Genomic DNA, 19,795 nt, shown 5'->3' with positions numbered 1-19,795 from the left:
CTTACTGCTGCCAGCTGTTTACGTCAGCGTTCTCACCATCGCCGCCCGGCTGGCCATCCTTGCCCAGGGTGGTCAGGTCGTAGTCGCCGTTGTCCCCCGGCGCCTTGTAGAGATAATCGCGACCCCACGGGTCCTTCGGCACGCCTTTCTGCAGATAGGGGCCGGCCCACTTGGCCTCGTCGCCGGGTTTCACCACCAGCGCCTGCAGCCCCTGTTCGGTGGAAGGGTAGTGCCCCGCCTCCAGCCGATAGAGATCCAGCGCCTTGCCCAGGCTTTCCACCTGCGCGCGGGCGACCTTGACTTCGGAACGGCCGAGTTGGCTGAAGTACTTCGGCGCGACGATGCCGGCCAGCAGGCCGAGCACCACCAGCACCACCAGCAGTTCCAGCAGGGTGAACCCCCGCTGGCGGAAATGCGCGAACCGTGCGCGGTACTTCATGGTCGCCTCCAATGCTTTCTTGTCGATACCCAGAATCGAGCATAGCGCCTCCCTGCAAGAGCCGTGCACGAAGGCGTCCAGTGGCCTGGATGCCCGGCATAGGCTTTGCTGAAAACTGGAAGGCGGGGAATCGGCCCCATCGACGGGAAGAGGTGCCAAGGATGCGAATCGCAGTCGTCGCGCTGTTGCTCGCGGTGTTCGCCGGGGAGCGCGCAGAGGCCGATATCTACGTGTCGGAGGGGGCCGATGGCAGCCTGACCCTGTCGAACATCAAGCGACCGGGGCGCACCTATCTGAAGGTCGTGCGCGAGCCGGCGATCCGCCCTGCGCGCAAGGCGGTGCGTTTCGTCGATGGCCGGCGCGCCGAGGACCGGCCGTACGCCGACGTGGTCAGCGCGGCGGCCAGCGCCAACGACCTGCCCCCGGCGCTGCTGCATGCGGTGATCAGCACCGAGTCGCGCTACAACCCGGCGGCGCTGTCGCCCAAGGGCGCGGCGGGGCTGATGCAGCTGATGCCGGACACCGCGCGGGACATGGGCGTGAACGACGTCTGGGACCCGACGGCGAACATCCAGGGCGGCGCGCGCTACCTGAAGAGCCTGCTGCAGATGTTCGGCAACGACATTCCCCTCGCCGTCGCCGCCTACAACGCCGGTCCCACGGCGGTCAGCCGCAGCGGCCGGGCCATCCCGCCGTATGCCGAAACCCAGCGCTACGTGCCCAGCGTGCTCGAAGAATTCCGCCGCCTGCAGGGCCTCGCGCCCAACGCTCCGCTCTGATCGCCAACCAGGCCCGCCCGATTCCCGTGAAGTGGTGAAGCGCCCCTCTTGCGGGGAATTTCGCTGGGGAATTTTCCCCACCCACTCTGAAATGTTTCTAAATATTGCAGAAATGGCGGGCTCCGGGACATGGCATGCCTATTGCCGAGGCGCTTCTGTCGGGCCATTTGGCCGGGGAGACCGCCATGATCGAGCAACGTCGTCGGCAAAAGGGACTTTCTGCGTGGAGTAGTGCGGGGCTGCTGGCCATGTCGCTGTACCTGGCTGGCGGCGGAGCGCAGGCGGCGGTGCGCTGCGAGCGTAACCTGGTGGCCAATGTGGTGGCCCTCGACCAGCCGCTGATGTTCAACCGCCTCGGCGCGCAGAACGTCAACGGCATGATCTACGCCCTGCGCCGCGACGTGGTGGACGACCATGGCGTGCTGCTCACCCGCGGTGGCCTGGCCGAGCCCGGCAAGGTCAGCCTGCGTCCGGACAAGCGCCCGCGTCCGATCGTGCTGCGGGTGGCCGCCGGCGATTGCCTGACGGTGAACCTGCAGAACCTTCTCGCCTATCAGGCCAACCCGCACAGCGACCGGGGTGCGGGGAACGCTGCCGGGGAAGAGGACGGCGAGCAGGAGAACGAGGCGCTGGAACTGGAGGCCGATAACCAGGTATCCGACCGCCATGTCGGCTTCCTGGTCAATGGCATGCAGCCGGTCAGCTCCATCGGCGATATCGCTTCCAACGTCGGCCGCAACGGCAACTATCTGGTCGAGCCCGGCGCCAGCCGTAGCTACACGCTGTACGCCGAGCGCGAAGGGGCATTCGCCGTCGGCAGCCAGGGCGCCACCTTCGGCGGCGAAGGCAGCGCCGGGAATGCCGGCAATGGCCTGTTCGGCCAGGTGGTGGTCGAACCGAAGTACGGCCGCACCTACCGCAATACCGTGACTGAAGAGGAGATGCGCCTGGCGAGCATCGGGCGCACGCCGACCGGCCAGCCGGTGATCGACTACGAGGCGCGCTACCCGAGCCGCGAGCCGTGGATCACCGAAGGCAAGGCCGGCACGCCGATCCTCGCCATGGTCGACGGCAACGAGATCGTCGACAGCGACAGCGACGCCATCGTCATGGGGCCGAACAGCGACGGCAGCTTCCCGCCGTCCACCTATCCGCTGGAGAGCAAGGGCAAGCGCAACCCGGCATTGCCCAACCGGCTGGAAGCGTTCCGCGATTTCTCCGCGCTGTTCGAGGACGAAAGCGTCGTGACCCAGGCATTCCCGGCCTGGTGGTCCGACCCGGTGTTCGGCCACGTGCTGGAGTCGGGCCGCGACGCCTTCATGATCAACTACGGCAGCGGCGGCATCGGTGCGGAAATCGTCGCCAACCGCCTCGGCGTCGGGCCGATGCACGACTGCCTGGACTGCGCCTTCGAGGAATTCTTCCTGAATGCCAGCACGGTAGGGGACGCGGGCATGCAGGTGGACGTACCGGCCAACGTCGGCCTGGAAAACATCGGCCCCGGCCAGACGCCGCCGCCGGAAGCGCTCGGCATCAAGGCGAGCATGGCGCTCTATCCGGCCGAGCCATCCAACGTCAACCACAGCTACATCGGCGACTTCGTCAAGATCCGCAACACCCACCAGGGCAAGGAGCAGCACGTCTTCCACCTACACGCGCACCAGTGGCTGTTCAATCCCAACGACGACAACTCCGACTACATGGACGCCCAGGGTCTCGGCCCCGGCGCCTCCTACACCTACGAGATCGCCAACGGCGGTTCGGGCAACCGCAACCGCGTATCCGGCGACGCCATCTATCACTGCCACTTCTATCCGCACTTCGCCCAGGGCATGTGGACCATGTGGCGGGTGCACGATGTGTTCGAGCAGGGCACGCAGCTGGCGGTGTCGGCGCAGGGTGGCGATGGCTTCCACAGCGTGCCGTTCGCCTTGCGTAGCGGCCTGCCGGCTCCCGGCGCACGCGCGCTGCCGGATGGCGAGATCGTCGCCGGCACGCCGATCCCGGCCATCGTGCCGCTGCCGGGCAAGGCCATGGCGCCGATGCCGGGCAAGGTCAGCGTGGTGCCGAAGATCGGCAAGCGGCTCGATGGCAATGGCGAGGAAGTCGAAGGCGCCGTCGGCTCCGTCGCGCTGGTCGACCGCAGCCCGGAAAACTACGTCAATGGCACCTTGAAGAACCCCGGCTTCCCGTTCTGGATCGGCGGCATGGAAAGCTCCGTCGGCCAGCGTCCGCCGACCCCGCCGCTGGACATGCTCGATCCCTACAAGGCCAGGGTCCTGCACGACTCCGGCAATCAGCTGTGGGCCAACCTCGATCCGAACCAGGTGGCCGGCTGGGACGGCGGCCTGCCACGGCATGCCCTGGATGGCTTCGCCGCCGGGGGCGAGGCGGTGGTGCATACCACGCCGCTGGATTTCTCCAAGGAACTGACCCGCGCCAGGCCGATCTACTTCCCGGAGGAGGGGACCGATGTCGAGCAGGCGGCGATGATCTATCACTCCAGGCCCGACCACCCCAGCTACATGGTGCTGCCGGGCGGGCAGACCCGGCCGGCCGCGTTCCGCACCAATGGCGCCCCGCCGACCGCGGGGGCGCCGTACTTCGAGCCGTGCATGGACGACCGCGGCAAGCGCCTGACCAGTAGTGCCGGCGCCGGCCTGTTCAACAGTGGCGAGAGCCTGAACGCCATGACCTTCAGCGGTTCCTCGCCGTTCACCGCCGACCATCCGCGTGTCTACAAGGCCGCCGATATCCAGTTCGACGCGGTGTTCAACAAGGTCGGCTACCACTTCCCGCAGAGCCGCGCGCTCGCCCTGTGGGAGGACGTCTGGCCGACCATCACCAAGCAGAAGGCGCCGGAACCGCTGGTCATGCGGATCAACACCTTCGACTGCGTGATGTACCAGCAGACCAACCTGATCCCGGCCGTCTACGAAATGGACGACTACCAGATCCGCACCCCGACCGATGTGGTCGGCCAGCACATCCATCTGCCGAAGTGGGACATCGTTTCCGCCGACGGTTCCGGCAACGGCTGGAACTACGAGGACGGCATCCTCTCGCCGCAGACGGTGGTCGAGCGCATCCACGCCATCCGCGCCTACAACGGCTGCGCAGAGGGCGACTCCCGCGACGGCACGCCGGCATGTCCGCAGGCCAGGCAGCACCCGTTCTTCGGCCACTACGGGCGCGGCGACTGGCTGGGCGCGCGCACGGCGATGCAGCGCTGGTTCGCCGACCCGGTGGTGAATACCCGGGGCATCGACCGGGGCCTGGGCACCATCTTCACCCACGACCACTTCGGCCCCTCCACCCACCAGCAGATCGGCCTGTATGCCACCGTGCTGGCCGAACCGGCGGGCTCGACCTGGAACCAGGCGGAATCCGGCGAGCCGCTGTACACCCGGCATGATGGCGGGCCGACTTCGTGGGAGGCGCTGGTCAACACCACCGACCTGGATGGCGACGGCAAGAACGACAGCTATCGCGAGTTCTTTCTCGAATACAGCGACTTCCAGCATGCCTACGAGGCCGGCGTGTATGTCGGCGCGGGGCCGGACGGCGTGGCGAATCCGGCTGCCTATCCGGCCAGTGCCGACAGCTTCCGCTATGCGATCAACCCGCCGATGCGCGGCGGCTCCGGCAATCTGCTGGATGGCGGCACGGACCTTGCCGGCGGCGAGATGCCGGGCTGCCCGAGCCGTCCGTGCCCGCAGATCATCGACGGCGAGGACCCCGGCATGTTCTCCGTCAACTACCGCAACGAGCCGCTCGGCCTGCGCATCTACGATCCGCTGAAAACCGGCCCGGACGGCAAGCCCGGCATGCAGGCCGACGGCTATGCCGGCGACCTCGCCTTCGCCCTGCAGAGCCGCACCGACCGCAGGATCGATGCGCTGAACAAGCGCCCCAGCGAGATCGCCGCGGCGACCGGGCCCACCGGCGGCGTCACCCTGTTCCCGCCGCACATCAACAAGGGCGACATGCCCGGCGACCCGTTCACCCCGATGCTGCGTACCTACACCGGCGACAACGTGCGCCTGCGCGTCCACGCCGGCGGCTACGAGGAAACCCACAACATCACCCTGCACGGCGTGAAGTGGTTGCACTCCGGCAGCGGTTTCGGCAGCAGTCCGACCTCCGGCTGGCGCTCGGCGCAGATGATCGGCATCTCCGAACAGCTCGGCTTCAATGCACCGGTGGCGATGATGTCCAGTGCCACCGCCGACACCGCAGACTACCTGTACTCGATGGATGCTTCCTTTGAAGGCTACTGGTCGGGCATCTGGGGCGTGATGCGCAACTACACCAGCCAGCGCGCCGATCTGGCGGCCCTGCCGAACAACCCGAAGCCGGTGGCCGCGCGCAACACCACGGCCTTCGATGGCGTGTGCCCGCGCACCGGACCGAATCCGACCGGCATCGGCAGCCGGCCGACTCCGCAGCGCAATTTCGACGTGGTGGTGGCGCTGGCCAACGACATTCTCGGCAACCCGTACAACGTCGCCATCGGCGATCCGCCTAACGCCAGCCAGCATGTCGGCGGGCCGCTCAAGCCCGGCGGCGGCACGCTGGTCTACAACTCCCGTGCGACGAGCATTCCGCAGGTCACCGTGGTCGAGCCCGAGGACGGCACGGTCACGACCATTGGCGGCCACTCCGGCCCGCTGCACGACCCGACCGCGATCATGTACGTGCGCAAGGCCGACCTCGATCCCGCCACCGGCAAGCTGAAGCCGGGCGTGCCGGTCGAGCCGCTGGTGCTGCGGGTGAATGCCGGCGACTGCGTCAATGTCACCCTGGAGAACCGCCTGCCGGAAGTCATGCCGGACCTGGCGACCCGGGCGGTGACGCAGAACGCGATCAAGCGCGACCGCTTCGACCCGCACGGGTCCACCACCTTCGGCAACAACCTGATGCGGCCGTCCAGCCACGTCGGCCTGCACGCCCAGTTGCTGGCCTATGACATGAGCAGGTCGGACGGCTTCAACGTCGGCATCAACGGCGTGCAGACCGTGCCGCCACGGGCGGGCAACAGCGGCGCCTGGCCGACCCGCAGCTACCAGTACTACGCCGGTCACCTGGAGCGCGAGGGCAAGCCGATTACCCAGCTCGGCCGCGCCGTGGACAACATCAACGCCACACCGGTCGAGTTCGGCGGCCTCAACCTGACCTCGGCGGATGTCATCAAGCAAGCGCAGAAAGGCCTCGGCGGGGCGATGACGGTGCTGCCGGCGGGAGCGACCTGGACCGAGGATGCCTCCTCGCGGCTGTCCGCCACGGTGCAGCCGCCGGCGCCGGCAGCGGCTTATCGCGATTTCACCCTGGTGTTCCAGAAGGGCCTGAACCTGCGCTGGGCCGATGGCGCGCCGGTGGAGAACATCGGCGGGGAAGGCGCCGGCATTCCCGCCGACACCCAGGACAGCGGCGGCATGGCGATCAACTCCCGCAGCGAGCCCCTGTGGTTCCGCTTCGGCCTGGCGCCGGACACGCCGTTCAGCCATGCCGGCGGCTTCGGCCTGGCCGACGTCCCCAACGCCTACATGGCCTACAGCAACGAACTGGTGGGCAGCGACCCGGCGACGCCGGTGCTGCGGGTGAAGCCGGGGCAGCCGTTCCGCACGCACCTGCTGCTGCCGAGCGGCGGCAGCCGTGGCACCACCTTCCAGCTCGCCGGGCACGTATGGGCGTTCAACCCGTTCCTGGCGGAGAAGAGCGATGCCGATGGCTTCCCGCAATTCCCGCCGGGCGTCGGTTCGGTGCGCTTCGGCCTCAACCCGCTGGCGACCTATATCGGTGCCCAGGAAAACCTCCTGCCGGCCGGGCATTACAGCTTCATGTTCCCCAGCGCCGGCGGAGCCAATGCGGTGCCGGGGGACTATCTGTTCCGCGACTATGCCAGTTTCGGCAACCTGTCCGGTTTGTGGGGAATCTTGCGGGTGAGCAACGAGCCGGCGCCCTGATTCTTCGGCGCGGGCTCGTCTTGCAAAAGGGCGGGGGGAGAGTGCGGTGGGCCGCCGGGCAGTACGTCGCGGCGGCCCGCCGGCAGTCACTCGGAATTGGGGGCAAGCGTAAGGAAAAAGCCAGCAATGAAACGACGTGGCTGAGCCAGAACCCGCGTAGGTTGGTGCTGAGCGCAGCGAAGCCCAACATCCGGTGGGCATCGCGCCATGCTTGTTGGGCTTCGCAAGCTCAGCGCCAACCTACGGTGGGCATTGCAACCCGTGGGATCGAATAGGGGGCAAACGTAAGGAAAACGGCGATCCCCATAGTGGGGGAGTGAGCGATATCCCCCACCATCAGGGGCTGAAACAAAACTGTAACTTTTTGAACTGAAAGCATTTCAGGCCTATGGCACGGCTATTGCCGAACCCCGGTTGTTACAGCATTTTTCCGGGGAGGGAAGGCCATGCGTAACCGTCATCAACGATCTGCCAGGAACGATCTCCTGTGCCGGTGGAGCGGCAAAGGGATGATGGCCCTGGCGCTGCTGTTCGGCGCAGCCGAAAGCGACGAGGCGGAAGCGGCTGCCAGTTGCGCGCGGAATCTGGTGGCCAACGTGGTCGCACTCGACCAGCCACTGATGTTCAACCGCATGGGCGCGCAGAACGTCAACGGCATGTTGTACGCCCTGCGCCAGGACGTGGTGGACGACCGCGGCGTGCCGCTCAGCCGTGGCGGCGCCGCGGTGCCCGGCAAGGTCAGCCTGCGCCCGGACAAGCGTCCGCGTCCGCTGGTGCTGCGCGTGGCCGCCGGCGACTGCCTGACCGTCCACCTGGAGAACCTGCTGGCGTTCCAGGCCAACCCGAATGGCAGCCATCCCGAAGGCGGCGCCGAGGAAGAACATGAAGCGGGGCATGGCGTGATCGTCGAGGCCAACGACCAGGTCGCCGACCGCCATGTCGGCTTCCATGTCACCGGCATGCAGGCGGTCAACTCCATCGCCGACATCGCCGGCAACGTCGGCCGCAACGACAACTACCTGGCGCTGCCCGGCACCAGCCGTACCTACACCCTCTACGCCGAACGCGAAGGCGCATTCGCCGTCGGCAACCCGGGCACCAGCTTCGGCGGCGAAGGCAGTGCCGGCAACGTCGGCAACGGCCTGTTCGGCCAGGTCGTGGTGCTGCCCAAGGCCGGCCGTGCCTACCGCAATACCCTCACCGAAGAGGAAATGCGCCTGGCGACCACCGGCCGCACGCCGACCGGCCAGCCGGTGATCGACTACGAGGCGCGCTATCCGCAGGTCGAGCCGTGGCTCAGCGAAGGCAAGGCCGGACTGCCGATCATCAACATGGTCAACGGCAACGAGATCGTCGCCAGCGACAGCGACGCCGTGGTCATGGGGCCGAACCAGGACGGCAGCTTCCCGCCTTCCACCTATCCGCTGGAAAGCAAGGGCAAGCGCAACCCGGCGCTGCCCAACCGGCTGGAACCGTTCCGCGACTTCGCCGTGATGTTCCAGGACGAGGCGGTGGTCACCCAGGCATTCCCGGCCTACTACGCCGACCCGGTATTCGGTCATGTGCTGGAGCCGACCCGCGACTCCTTCCTGATCAACTTCGGCGCCAATGCCATCGGCGCGGAAATCATCGGCAACCGCCTTGGCGTCGGGCCGATGCACGACTGCCTGTCCTGCGCCTACGAGGAATTCTTCCTCAGCGCGCACACCGTCGGCGACGCCGGGATGCTGGTGGACGTGCCGGCCAACGTCGGCCTGGAAACCCTCGCGCCCGGCGTGGAGCCGCCGCCGGAAGCCGTCGGCATCAAGGCGAGCATGGCGCTGTATCCGGCCGAGCCGTCCAACGTCAACCACAGCTACATCGGCGACTTCGTCAAGATGCGCAACACCCACCAGGGTTACGAGCAGCACATCTTCCACCTGCACGCGCACCAGTGGCTGTTCAACCCCAACGACGACAACTCCGACTACATGGATGCCCAGGCCATCGGCCCGGGATCTTCCTACACCTACGAGATCGCCAACGGCGGTTCGGGCAACCGCAACCGCGTATCCGGCGACTCCATCTACCATTGCCATTTCTACCCGCACTTCGCCCAGGGCATGTGGAACATGTGGCGGGTGCATGACGTGTTCGAAGAGGGCACCAGACTGGCGGTTTCCGGCGACGGTGCGGACAGCTACCACAGCCAACCCTTCGCCCTGCGCAGCGGTCTGCCGGCAGCCGGTGCGCGCGCCTTGCCGGATGGCGAGATCATCGCCGGCACACCGATCCCGGCCATCGTCCCGCTGCCGGGCAAGGCCATGCCGCCGATGCCGGGCAAGGTGACCGTGGTGCCGAAGATGGGCGAAACCCAGGTTGCCGCCAATGACGACGGCGAGGATGGCGGCGACGATAGCGTCATAGGCGCCATCGGCTCCGTCGCTCTGGTCGACCGCAGCCCGGAAAACTACGTCAACGGCGTGCTGAAGAACCCCGGCTTCCCGTTCTGGATCGGCGGCATGGAAAGCAGCGTCGGCCAGCGTCCGCCGACCCCGCCGCTGGATATGCTCGATCCGTACAAGGCCAGGGAGCTGCGCGATTCCGGCAACCCGCTGTGGGCCAACCTCGACCCGAACCAGGTCGCCGGCTGGGATGGCGGCCTGCCACGGCACGCGCTGGATGGCGTGGCCGCCGGCGGCGAAGCGGTCGCCAGCATGACCAAGCTGGACTTCTCCAAGGTGATCACCCGCGCCCGGGCGATCTACATGCCGGAAGAGGGCACCGACGTCGAGCAGGCCGCCATGGCCTACCACGCCAAGGCCGAGCACCCCAGCTATGCGCTGTTGCCGGGATTGCAGACCCGCCCGGCCGCGTTCCGCACCAACGGCTCGCCGCCGGTGGCCGGTGCGCCATTCTACGAACCCTGCGTGGATGACCGGCAGAAACGCCTGACCGCATCGGCCGGCGCCGGGCTGTTCAACAGCGGCGAAAGCCCGGCGGCCATGTCCTTCACCGGCTCCTCGCCATACACCGCCGACCACCCGCGCATCTACAAGGGGGCGGCCATCCAGTTCGACGCGGTGTTCAACAAGGCCGGCTACCACTTCCCGCAGGCCCGCTCCTTTACCCTGTGGGAGGACGTCTGGCCGATCATCACCAAGCAGAAGGCGCCCGAGCCTCTGGTCATGCGGATCAACACCTTCGACTGCGTGCAGTACCAGCACACCAACCTGATCCCGTCCTTCTACGAGCTGGACGACTATCAGGTGCGTACACCGACCGACGTGGTCGGCCAGCACATCCACCTGCCGAAGTGGGACGTGGTTTCCGCCGACGGCGCGGCCAACGGCTGGAACTACGAGGACGGCATACTTTCCCCGGCCACCGTGGTCGAGCGCATCGAAGCCATCCGCCACTACAACCACTGCGAGGAGGGCGATGCCCGCGACGGCAACCAGGCCTGCCCGAAACCCACCAACCACCCGTTCTTCAGCCGCTACGGGCGTGCCGACTGGGTCGGTGCGCGCACGCAGATGCAGCGCTGGTTCGCCGATCCGGTGGTGAACACCCGCGGTATCGACCGTGGCCTGGGCAACATCTTCACCCACGACCACTTCGGCCCGTCCACCCACCAGCAGCTCGGGCTGTACGCCACCGTGCTGGCCGAGCCGGCCGGCTCGACCTGGGCGCATTCGGAAACCGGCGAGCCGTTCTATACCCGGCATGACGGCGGGCCGACCTCGTGGCAGGCGATCGTCAGCACCGGCGATATCGACGGCGACGGCAAGAACGACAGTTTCCGCGAGTTCTTCCTCGAATACAGCGACTTCCAGCATGCCTTCGAGGCCGGCGTGTACGTGGGCGCCGGGCCGGACGGCATACCGGATGGCGTGGCCTATCCGGTGAGCGCCGATACCTTCCGCTACACCATCAACCCGCCGGTGCGCGGCCAGCAGGGCACGCTGCTGGATGGCAACGTCGAGCTGAACACCAGCCAGTTGCCGTTCTGCCCGCTGCGGCCGTGTCCGCAGGCCATCTCGGTGGATGACCCCGGCATGTTCACCGTCAACTACCGCAACGAGCCGCTGGCCCTGCGTATCTACGATCCGCTGAAGACCGGCCCGGACGGCAAGACGGGCATGCAGGCCGACGGTTATGCCGGCGACCTCGCCTTCGCCCTGCAGAGCCGCACCGACCGCAGGATCGACGCGTTCAACCTGCGGCCGAGCGAAGTCGGCTCGGCGACCGGTCCGACCGGCGGCGTCACCCTGTTCCCGCCGCACATCAACAAGGGCGACGAGCCGGGCGATCCGTTCACCCCGATGCTGCGCACCTATACCGGCGACAACGTGCGGCTGCGGGTGAATGCCGGCGGCTACGAGGAGGAGCACAACGTCACCCTGCACGGCGTGAAGTGGCTGCACTCCGGCACCGGCTTCGGCAGCAGCTCCAACTCCGGCTGGCGTTCGGCGCAGATGGTCGGTATCTCCGAGCAGTTCGGCTTCGTCGCGCCGGTGTCGATGATGTCCAGCGCGGACGGCGATACCGCCGACCACCTGTACTCCATGGATGCCTCGCTGGAGGGCTACTGGAACGGCATCTGGGGCGTGATGCGCAACTACAGCACGGCGCGCAACGACCTGGTGGCGCTGCCGAACAACCCGAAACCGGTCACCGCGCGCAACACCACCGCCTTCGACGGTATCTGCCCGCGCACCAGCCCGAACCCGAACGGGATCGGCAGCCGTCCGACGCCCAAGCGTAACTTCGAGATCGTCGCCGCGCTGGCCAACGACATCCTGCCGAATCCGCTCGCCCTGACCATCGGCGATCCGCAGAACGCGACCATGCATGTCGGCGGTACGCTCAACCCGAACGGCGGCACCCTGGTCTACAACCCGCGCGCAGTGAGCATTCCGCAGGTGACCATCGTCGAGCCGGAGGAGGGCGAGGTGATCACCATCGGCGGGCAGTCCGGGCCGCTGCACGACCCGACCGCGATCCTGTACGTGCGCAAGGCCGACCTCGACCCGGCCACCGGCAAGCTGAAAGCGGGCGTGCCGATCGAGCCGCTGACCCTGCGGGTGAACGCCGGCGACTGCATCAACGTCACTCTGGAGAACCGCCTGCCGACGCTGATGCCGGACCTGCCGACCCTCGCCACCATGCATGGCGTGGTCAAGCGCAACCGCTTCGATTCCCACGGCGCGACCACCTTCGGCAACAACCTGATGCGTCCGTCCAGCCACGTCGGTCTGCATGCGCAGCTGCTGTCCTACGACGTGACCAAGTCCGATGGTGTCAACGTCGGCCGCAACTGGGTGCAGACGGTACCGCCGCGCGCCGGCAACAGCGGCGCCTGGCCGACCCGCAATTACCAGTACTACGCGGGTCACCTGGAGCGCGAAGGCCGGCCGGTCACCCAGCTCGGTCGCACGGTGGACAACATCAACGCCACCGCCATCGAGTTCGGCGGCCTCAACCTGACCCCGGCGGACATCATCAAGCAGCCGCAGAAAGGTTTGGCTGGCGCGATGACGGTCCATCCGCAAGGCGCCACCTGGACCGAGGACGCCTCGTCGCGCGCCAATGCCACGGTGACCCCGCTGGCGCCGGCCCCGGCGTACCGCGACTTCACCATGGTCTGGAACAAGGCGTTGAACATGCGCTGGGCCAACGGCGCGCCGGTGGAGAACATCGCTGCGGAGGGCGCGGGCCTGGCGACCGACCCGCAGGACAACTCCAACATGGCGATCAACTACAAGACCGAACCGCTGTGGTACCGCTTCGGCTTCGCCCCGGACTCGCCCTTCGTCAGCGCCCAGGGCTTCGGCCTGGCGGACATCGCCAACGCGCACATGGCGCACAGCAACGCGCTGGTGGGCGGCGATCCGGTGACGCCGGTGCTGCGGGTGAAACCCGGCCAGCCGTTCCGCATGCACCTGCTGATGGCGACCGGCGGCAGCCGGGGTTCGACCTTCCAGCTGGGCGGGCACCTGTGGCCGTTCAACCCGTTCCAGGCCGAGAAGTCCGATAGCGGCGGCTATCCGATGTACCCGACCGGAATCAGCTCGGTGCGCTTCGGCTACAACCCCATGGCGATGTACGTCGGCGCCCTGGAGAGCGTGCTGCCGGCCTCGCACTTCAGCCTGATGTTCCCCAGCGCCGGGGGCGCCAACGCGGTGCCGGGGGATTACCTGTTCCGCGACTATGCCGGGTTCGGCAACCTGTCCGGGCTGTGGGGCATCCTGCGGGTGAGCGACGAACCGGCCCAGTGAGTTCCATGGGGAGGGAGATGAAGAGTGCGGTGAACCGCCCGGCGCAAGGAACCGGCGGTTCACCGGCAGTCGCTCGGTGGCACGAACGGGATTCGCGGGCATGGCCCGCTCCTACGGGTGAGCATCCACCCTCGTAGGAGCGGGCCATGCCCGCGAACACCAGCAGCACAAAAGCTTCGCGAGCAGAGCTCGCTCCTACACCTTCCGATATCGGCGGCAAGACCGAGAGTAGGGCGGGTGAAACCCGCCACATGCAGGCCGCGGTATGTTGATCTGGCGGGTTTCACCCGCCCTACATTTCTCCCCATACCGGCCCCGCCCTGAAGTGGGGGAAAACCGGGTGTTTTCCCCCTTTCCATCTCAACAGCGCTCGCAACTATCTGAATCCAAAGGACTATGCGTGATGGCATAACGCTTGCTGCGGCTCCGGTGTTGCACCATTTTCCGGGGAGGGAAGGTCATGCATGGCACTCATCAGGGATCAGGCTGGGGCCGGGTTCGGGGCCGCTGGAGCGGTACCGGGCTGATGGCCCTGGCGTTGCTGTTCGGCGCGACAGAGAGCGAGGAGTCGGAGGCGGCCGCCAGTTGTGCGCGGAATCTGGTCGCCAACGTGGTCGCCCTCGACCAGCCGCTGATGTTCAACCGCCTCGGCGCGCAGAATGCCAACGGCATGATGTACGCCCTGCGCAGCGACGTGGTGGACGCCAATGGCGTGCCGCTGTCGATGGGCGGCGCGGCGGTTCCCGGCCAGGTCAGCCTGCGCCCGGACAAGCGTCCGCGTCCCCTGGTGCTGCGCGTCGCCGCCGGTGACTGCCTGACCGTCAACCTGCAGAACCTGCTGGCCTTCCAGGCCAACCCGAACAGCGGCCATCCGGAAGGCGGGTTCGAGGAAGAGGACGAAGAGAACGAGCTGGAGAACGAGCCGGGCCACGATCCGTTCAAGATCGATGACCAGGTCGCCGACCGGCATGTCGGTTTCCATATCAGCGGCATGCAGGCGGTCAACTCCATCGAGGACGTCGCCGGCAACGTCGGCCGCAACGGCAACTCCCTCGCGCTGCCCGGCACTACCCGCAGCTACACCGTCTATGCCGAACACGAAGGCGCATTCGCCGTCGGCAACCCGGCCACCAGCTTCGGTGGCGAGGGCGGTGCGGGCAACGTCGGCAACGGCCTGTACGCCCAGGTCGTGGTGCTGCCCAAGGCCGCACGCGCCTATCGCAATACCCTCACCGAAGAGGAAATGCGCCTCGCCACCACCGGCCGCACCTCGACCGGTCACCCGGTGATCGACTACGAGGCGCGCTATCCACAGGTCGAGCCGTGGATCACTGAAGGCAAGGCCGGCCTGCCGATCATCAACATGGTCAACGGCAACGAGATCATCGCCAGCAACAGCGATGCCATCGTCATGGGGCCGAAAGACGACGGCAGCTTCCCGCCGGAAACCTATCCGCTGGAAAAAATCGGCAAGCGCAACCCGGCGCTGCCCAACCGGCTGGAGCCGTTCCGCGACTTCTCGGTGATGTTCCAGGACGAAAGCGCGGTCACCCAGGCGTTCCCCGGCTACTGGGCCGACCCGGTGTTCGGCCATGTGCTGGAGTCGAGCCGCGATGCCTTCATGATCAACTACGGATCGAACGGCATCGGTTCGGAAATCCTCGGCAACCGCCTCGGCGTCGGGCCGATGCACGACTGCCTGTCCTGCGCCTTCGAGGAGTTCTTCCTCAGCGCGCACACCGTGGGCGATGCCGGGATGCTGGTGGATGTGCCGGCCAACGTCGGCCTGGAAAGTCTCCCGCCGGGGCAGGCTCCGCCGAAAGAAGCGACTGGCATCAAGGCGAGCATGGCGCTGTATCCGTCCGAGCCGTCCAACGTCAACCACAGCTACATCGGCGACTTCGTCAAGATCCGCAACACACACCAGGGACACGAACACCATGTGTTCCACCTTCATGCGCACCAGTGGCTGTTCAACCCCAACGACGACAATTCCGACTACATGGATGCCCAGGCGATAGGCCCGGGTGCGTCGTACACCTATGAGATCGCCAACGGCGGCTCGGGCAACCGCAACAAGGTGTCCGGCGATGCCATCTACCACTGCCACTTCTACCCGCACTTCGCCCAGGGCATGTGGAACATGTGGCGGGTCCACGACGTGTTCGAGGAAGGCACCAGGCTGGCGGTTTCCGGCGAAGGCGCGGACAGCTATCACAGCCAACCGTTTGCCCTGCGCAGCGGCCTGCCGGCTGCCGGCGCCCGCGCGCTGCCGGACGGCGAGATCATCGCCGGTACGCCGATCCCGGCCATCGTTCCGCTGCCGGGCAAGGCCATGGCGCCGATGCCGGGCAAGGTCACCGTGGTGCCGAAGATCGGCGAGCGCATGGTCGCTGGGCATGACGATGACGACGAGGAAGATGACGACGACTCCTCCCACGACGATCACGAAACCGTCATGGGTGCCATCGGCTCCGTCGCGCTGGTCGACCGCAGCCCGGAAAACTACGCCAATGGCGTGCTGAAGAACCCCGGCTTCCCGTTCTGGATCGGCGGCATGGAAAGCACTGTCGGTCAGCGCCCGCCGACCCCGCCGCTGGACATGCTCGACTACCAGAAGGCCAAGGATCTGCGCGATTCCGGCAACCCGCTGTGGTCGGGCATCGACCCGAACCAGGTCGCCGGCTGGGACGGCGGCCTGCCGCGCCACGCCCTGCAGGGGATGTCCGCCGGTGGCGAAGCCAACGTCACAACCACCGGGCTGGACTTCTCCAAGACCATCACCCGCGCCAAGGCCGTGTTCCTGCCGGAGGAAGGTACCGACGTGGAACAGGCCGCCATGGCCTTCCACTCCAAGCTGGAGCATCCCAGCTATGCCTTGCTGCCGGGACAGCAGCCGGTGTCGGCCGCATTCCGCACCAATGGCTCTCCGCCGGTAGCCGGCGCGCCGTTCTACGAACCCTGCGTGGATGACCGCGGCAAGCGCCTGACCACCGCCGCCGGCCCCGGCGTGTACAACAGCGGCGAAAGCCTGAACGCCATGTCGTTCATCGGCGGTTCGCAGTACACCGCCGACAACCCGCGCGTCTACAAGTCGGCCAACATCCAGTTCGATGCGGTGTTCAACAAGGTCGGCTACCACTATCCGCAGACCCGTTCCTTGGCGCTGTGGGAAGACGCCTGGGCGACCATCACCAAGCAGAAGGCGCCGGAGCCGCTGGTGCTGCGCCTGAACACCTTCGACTGCGCGATGTACCAGCAGGCCAACCTGATCCCGTCGCACTATGAAATGGACGACTACCAGGTGCGCACCCCGACCGACGTGATCGGCCAGCACATCCACCTGCCGAAGTGGGACATCGTCGCCGCCGACGGTTCGGCCAACGGCTGGAACTACGAGGACGGCGTGCTTTCCCCCGGCACCGTGGTGGAACGCATCGAAGCCATCCGCGACTACAACCAGTGCGAGATTGGCGACCCGCGCGAAGGCACTGCGGAGTGCCCGCACGCCAAGAGCCACCCGTTCTTCGGCCAGTACGGCCGGGCCGACTGGCTCGGCGCGCGGACAGCCATGCAGCGCTGGTTCGCCGACCCGGTGGTGAACTCCCGCGGCATCGACCGTGGCCTGGGCAACATCTTCACCCACGACCACTTCGGCCCGTCCACCCACCAGCAACTGGGGCTGTACGCCACCGTGCTGGCCGAGCCGGCCGGCGCGACCTGGACCCACTCGGAAACCGGCCAGCCGCTGTACACCCGGCATGACGGCGGTCCGACCTCGTGGCAGGCGATCATCAGCACCGGCGACCTCGACGGCGACGGCAAGAACGACAGCTTCCGCGAGTTCTTCCTGGAGTACAGCGACTTCGTGCATGCCTATGAAGCGGGCGTGTACGTCGGCGCCGGCCCGGACGGCATCCCGAACCCGTCGGCTTACCCGGCGACTTCCGATACCTTCCGCTACGCCCTGAACCCGCCGGTACGCGATGGCGAGGGCACCCTGATCGATGCCATCGTCGAGCTGCAGGGCGGGATCAAGCCCGGTTGCCCGAGCCGTCCGTGCCCGCAGGCTACCGACGTGGAATCGCCCGGCATCTTCGTCGTCAACTTCCGCAACGAGCCGCTCGGCCTGCGCATCTTCGATCCGCTGAAGACCGGTCCGGACGGCAAGGCGGGCATGCAGGCCACTGGCGATGCCGGCGACCTGGCCTTCGCCTTCCAGTCGCGCACCGACCGCAAGATCCCGGCGCTGAACCTGCGTCCGAGCGAAGTCGCCTCGGCGACCGGCCCGACCGGTGGCGTCACCCTGTTCCCGCCGCACATCAACAAGGGCGACGAGCCGGGCGATCCGTTCACCCCGATGCTGCGTACCTACACCGGCGACAACGTGCGCCTGCGGGTCAACGCCGGCGGCTACGAGGAGGAGCACAACGTCACCCTGCATGGCGTGAAGTGGGCGCACTCCGGCACCGGTTTCGGCGCCACCTCCAACTCCGGCTGGCGTTCCGCGCAGCTGGTCGGCATCTCCGAGCAGTTCGGCTTCGTCACCCCGGTGTCGATGCTGTCCAGCGCGGCGAGCGAAACCGCCGACTACCTGTACTCCATGGACGCCTCGCTGGATGGCTACTGGAACGGCATGTGGGGTGTGATGCGCAACTACACCGCGTCGCAACCCGACCTGGCGGCGCTGCCGAACAACCCGAAACCGGCCTTCGCGCGCAATACCACCGCGTTCGACGGTATCTGCCCGCGTACCACTCCCAACCCGAACGGTATCGGCACCCGTCCGACGCCCAAGCGCAACTACGAGATCGTCGCCGCGCTGGCCAACGACATCCTGCCCAATCCGCTGGCCCTGACCATCGGCGACCCGCTGAACGCCAACATGCATGTCGGCGGCCCGCTCAAGCCGAACGGCGGCACCCTGGTCTACAACCCGCGCGCGGTGAGCATTCCGCAGGTGACCGTGGTCGAGCCGGAGGAGGGCGAGGTGCTCACCATCGGCGGCCAGTCCGGGCCGTTGCATGATCCGACCGCGATCATGTACGTGCGCAAGGCCGACCTCGATCCGGCCACCGGCAGGCTGAAGGCGGGCGTACCGGTCGAGCCGCTGGTGCTGCGTGCCGCCGCCGGTGACTGCATCAACGTCACCCTGGAGAACCGCCTGCCGCTGGTGATGCCGGACCTGCCGACGCTGGCGTCCATGCATTCGGTGGTCAAGCGCGACCGCTTCAGCTCGCACGGCGCCACCACCTTCGGCAACAACCTGATGCGTCCGTCCAGCCACGTCGGCCTGCATGCGCAGTTGCTGGCCTACGACGTGACCAAGTCCGACGGCACCAACGTCGGCCGCAACGGCGTGCAGACCGTACCGCCGCGTGCCGGCAGCAGCGGCGCGTACCCGAGCAAGACCTACCAGTACTACGCGGGCCATCTGGAGCGCGAAGGCAAGCCGGTCACCCAGCTCGGCCGCACGGTGGACAACATCAGCGCGACCCCGATCGAGTTCGGCGGCCTCAACCTGACCCCGGCGGACATCATCAAGCAGCCGCAGAAAGGCCTGGCGGGTGCGATGGTGGTGCATCCGATCGGTTCCACCTGGACCGAGGACGCCAAGTCCCGCGCCAACGCCACGGTGACCCCGCTGGCGCCGGCCGTGCCGTATCGCGACTTCGCCATGGTCTGGAACAAGTCGCTGAACATGCGCTGGGCCAACGGCACCCCGGTGGAAAACATCGCGGCCGAAGGCGGCGGCATGATCAACGACGCCCAGGACAACTCGGGCATGGCCATCAACTACAAGTCCGAGCCGCTGTGGTATCGCTTCGGCTACGCCCCGGATGCGCCGTTCGGCCGCGCCCAGGGCTTCGGCCTCGGCGACATCGCCAACGCGCACATGGCGCACAGCAATGCACTGGTGGGCGGCGATCCGGTGACGCCGATCCTGCGGGTCAAACCCGGCCAGCCGTTCCGCACCCATGTGCTGATGGCCACCGGCAGCAACCGTGGTTCGGTGTTCCAGCTCGGCGGCCACGTCTGGGCGTTCAACCCGTTCCAACCCGAGAAGCTCGACCCGGGCAGCTACCCGATGCCGAGTTGGGGCGTGGCCTCGGTGCGCTTCGGCTGGAACCCGATGGCGATGTACATCGGTGCCCAGGAGGGCATCCTGCCGGCCTCGCACTTCAGCATGATGTTCCCCAGCGCGGGCGGCGCCAACGCGATCCCTGGCGATTATCTGTTCCGCGACTATGGTGGATTTGGCAACCTGGCCGGCCTGTGGGGCATCCTGCGGGTGACCGACGAGCCGGAGCAGCCGTAGCGATCGAGTGAGGGAATAGGTGCGGAAGGCCG

At 67.2% G+C, this 19,795-nt stretch carries 5 protein-coding genes; 4 read left to right on the top strand and 1 reads right to left on the bottom strand.

The genetic code is table 11. The annotated features are described in order from the left end of the window. Position 1: 1 nt before the first annotated feature. Positions 2–439 (bottom strand): type II secretion system major pseudopilin GspG, encoded by a 438-nt coding sequence (gene gspG, locus JFY56_RS09355; protein ID WP_208313384.1) that lies wholly within the window; start codon positions 437–439, stop codon positions 2–4. A 161-nt stretch (positions 440–600) separates the two neighbouring features. Between gspG and JFY56_RS09350 the strand changes: the two genes are divergently transcribed. The 4 genes from JFY56_RS09350 (at position 601) to mnxG (JFY56_RS09335) (ending at position 19,763) form a co-directional block, all read left to right on the top strand. After that, positions 601–1,218, top strand: a complete 618-nt coding sequence (locus tag JFY56_RS09350) for a lytic transglycosylase domain-containing protein (protein ID WP_208313383.1) — start codon at positions 601–603, stop codon at positions 1,216–1,218. 248 nt (positions 1,219–1,466) lie between these two features. Beyond that, on the top strand, positions 1,467–7,184 hold the full coding sequence (gene mnxG, locus JFY56_RS09345) for a manganese-oxidizing multicopper oxidase MnxG (protein WP_208313744.1): 5,718 nt from the start codon (positions 1,467–1,469) through the stop codon (positions 7,182–7,184). Positions 7,185–7,693: 509 nt separating this feature from the next. Continuing rightward, positions 7,694–13,444, top strand: a complete 5,751-nt coding sequence (gene mnxG, locus JFY56_RS09340) for a manganese-oxidizing multicopper oxidase MnxG (protein ID WP_208313382.1) — start codon at positions 7,694–7,696, stop codon at positions 13,442–13,444. Between the two features lie 526 nt (positions 13,445–13,970). After that, a complete protein-coding gene (mnxG, locus tag JFY56_RS09335; protein WP_208313743.1) occupies positions 13,971–19,763 on the top strand; it encodes a manganese-oxidizing multicopper oxidase MnxG in 5,793 nt (1,930 codons plus the stop codon). Positions 19,764–19,795: the final 32 nt, after the last annotated feature.

Origin of the sequence: Pseudomonas schmalbachii, assembly GCF_017589465.1 — a bacterium.
Lineage (GTDB): Bacteria > Pseudomonadota > Gammaproteobacteria > Pseudomonadales > Pseudomonadaceae > Pseudomonas > Pseudomonas schmalbachii.
Note: the sequence above shows the minus strand (reverse complement) of the source record. Positions and strands in the feature narration are given on the sequence as shown.

Coding starts and splice junctions, on each gene's coding strand:
- gspG (WP_208313384.1), bottom strand. CDS start 439: ATGAAGTACCGCGCACGGTTCGCGCATTTCCGCCAGCGGGGGTTCACC.
- JFY56_RS09350 (WP_208313383.1), top strand. CDS start 601: ATGCGAATCGCAGTCGTCGCGCTGTTGCTCGCGGTGTTCGCCGGGGAG.
- mnxG (WP_208313744.1), top strand. CDS start 1,467: ATGTCGCTGTACCTGGCTGGCGGCGGAGCGCAGGCGGCGGTGCGCTGC.
- mnxG (WP_208313382.1), top strand. CDS start 7,694: ATGATGGCCCTGGCGCTGCTGTTCGGCGCAGCCGAAAGCGACGAGGCG.
- mnxG (WP_208313743.1), top strand. CDS start 13,971: ATGGCCCTGGCGTTGCTGTTCGGCGCGACAGAGAGCGAGGAGTCGGAG.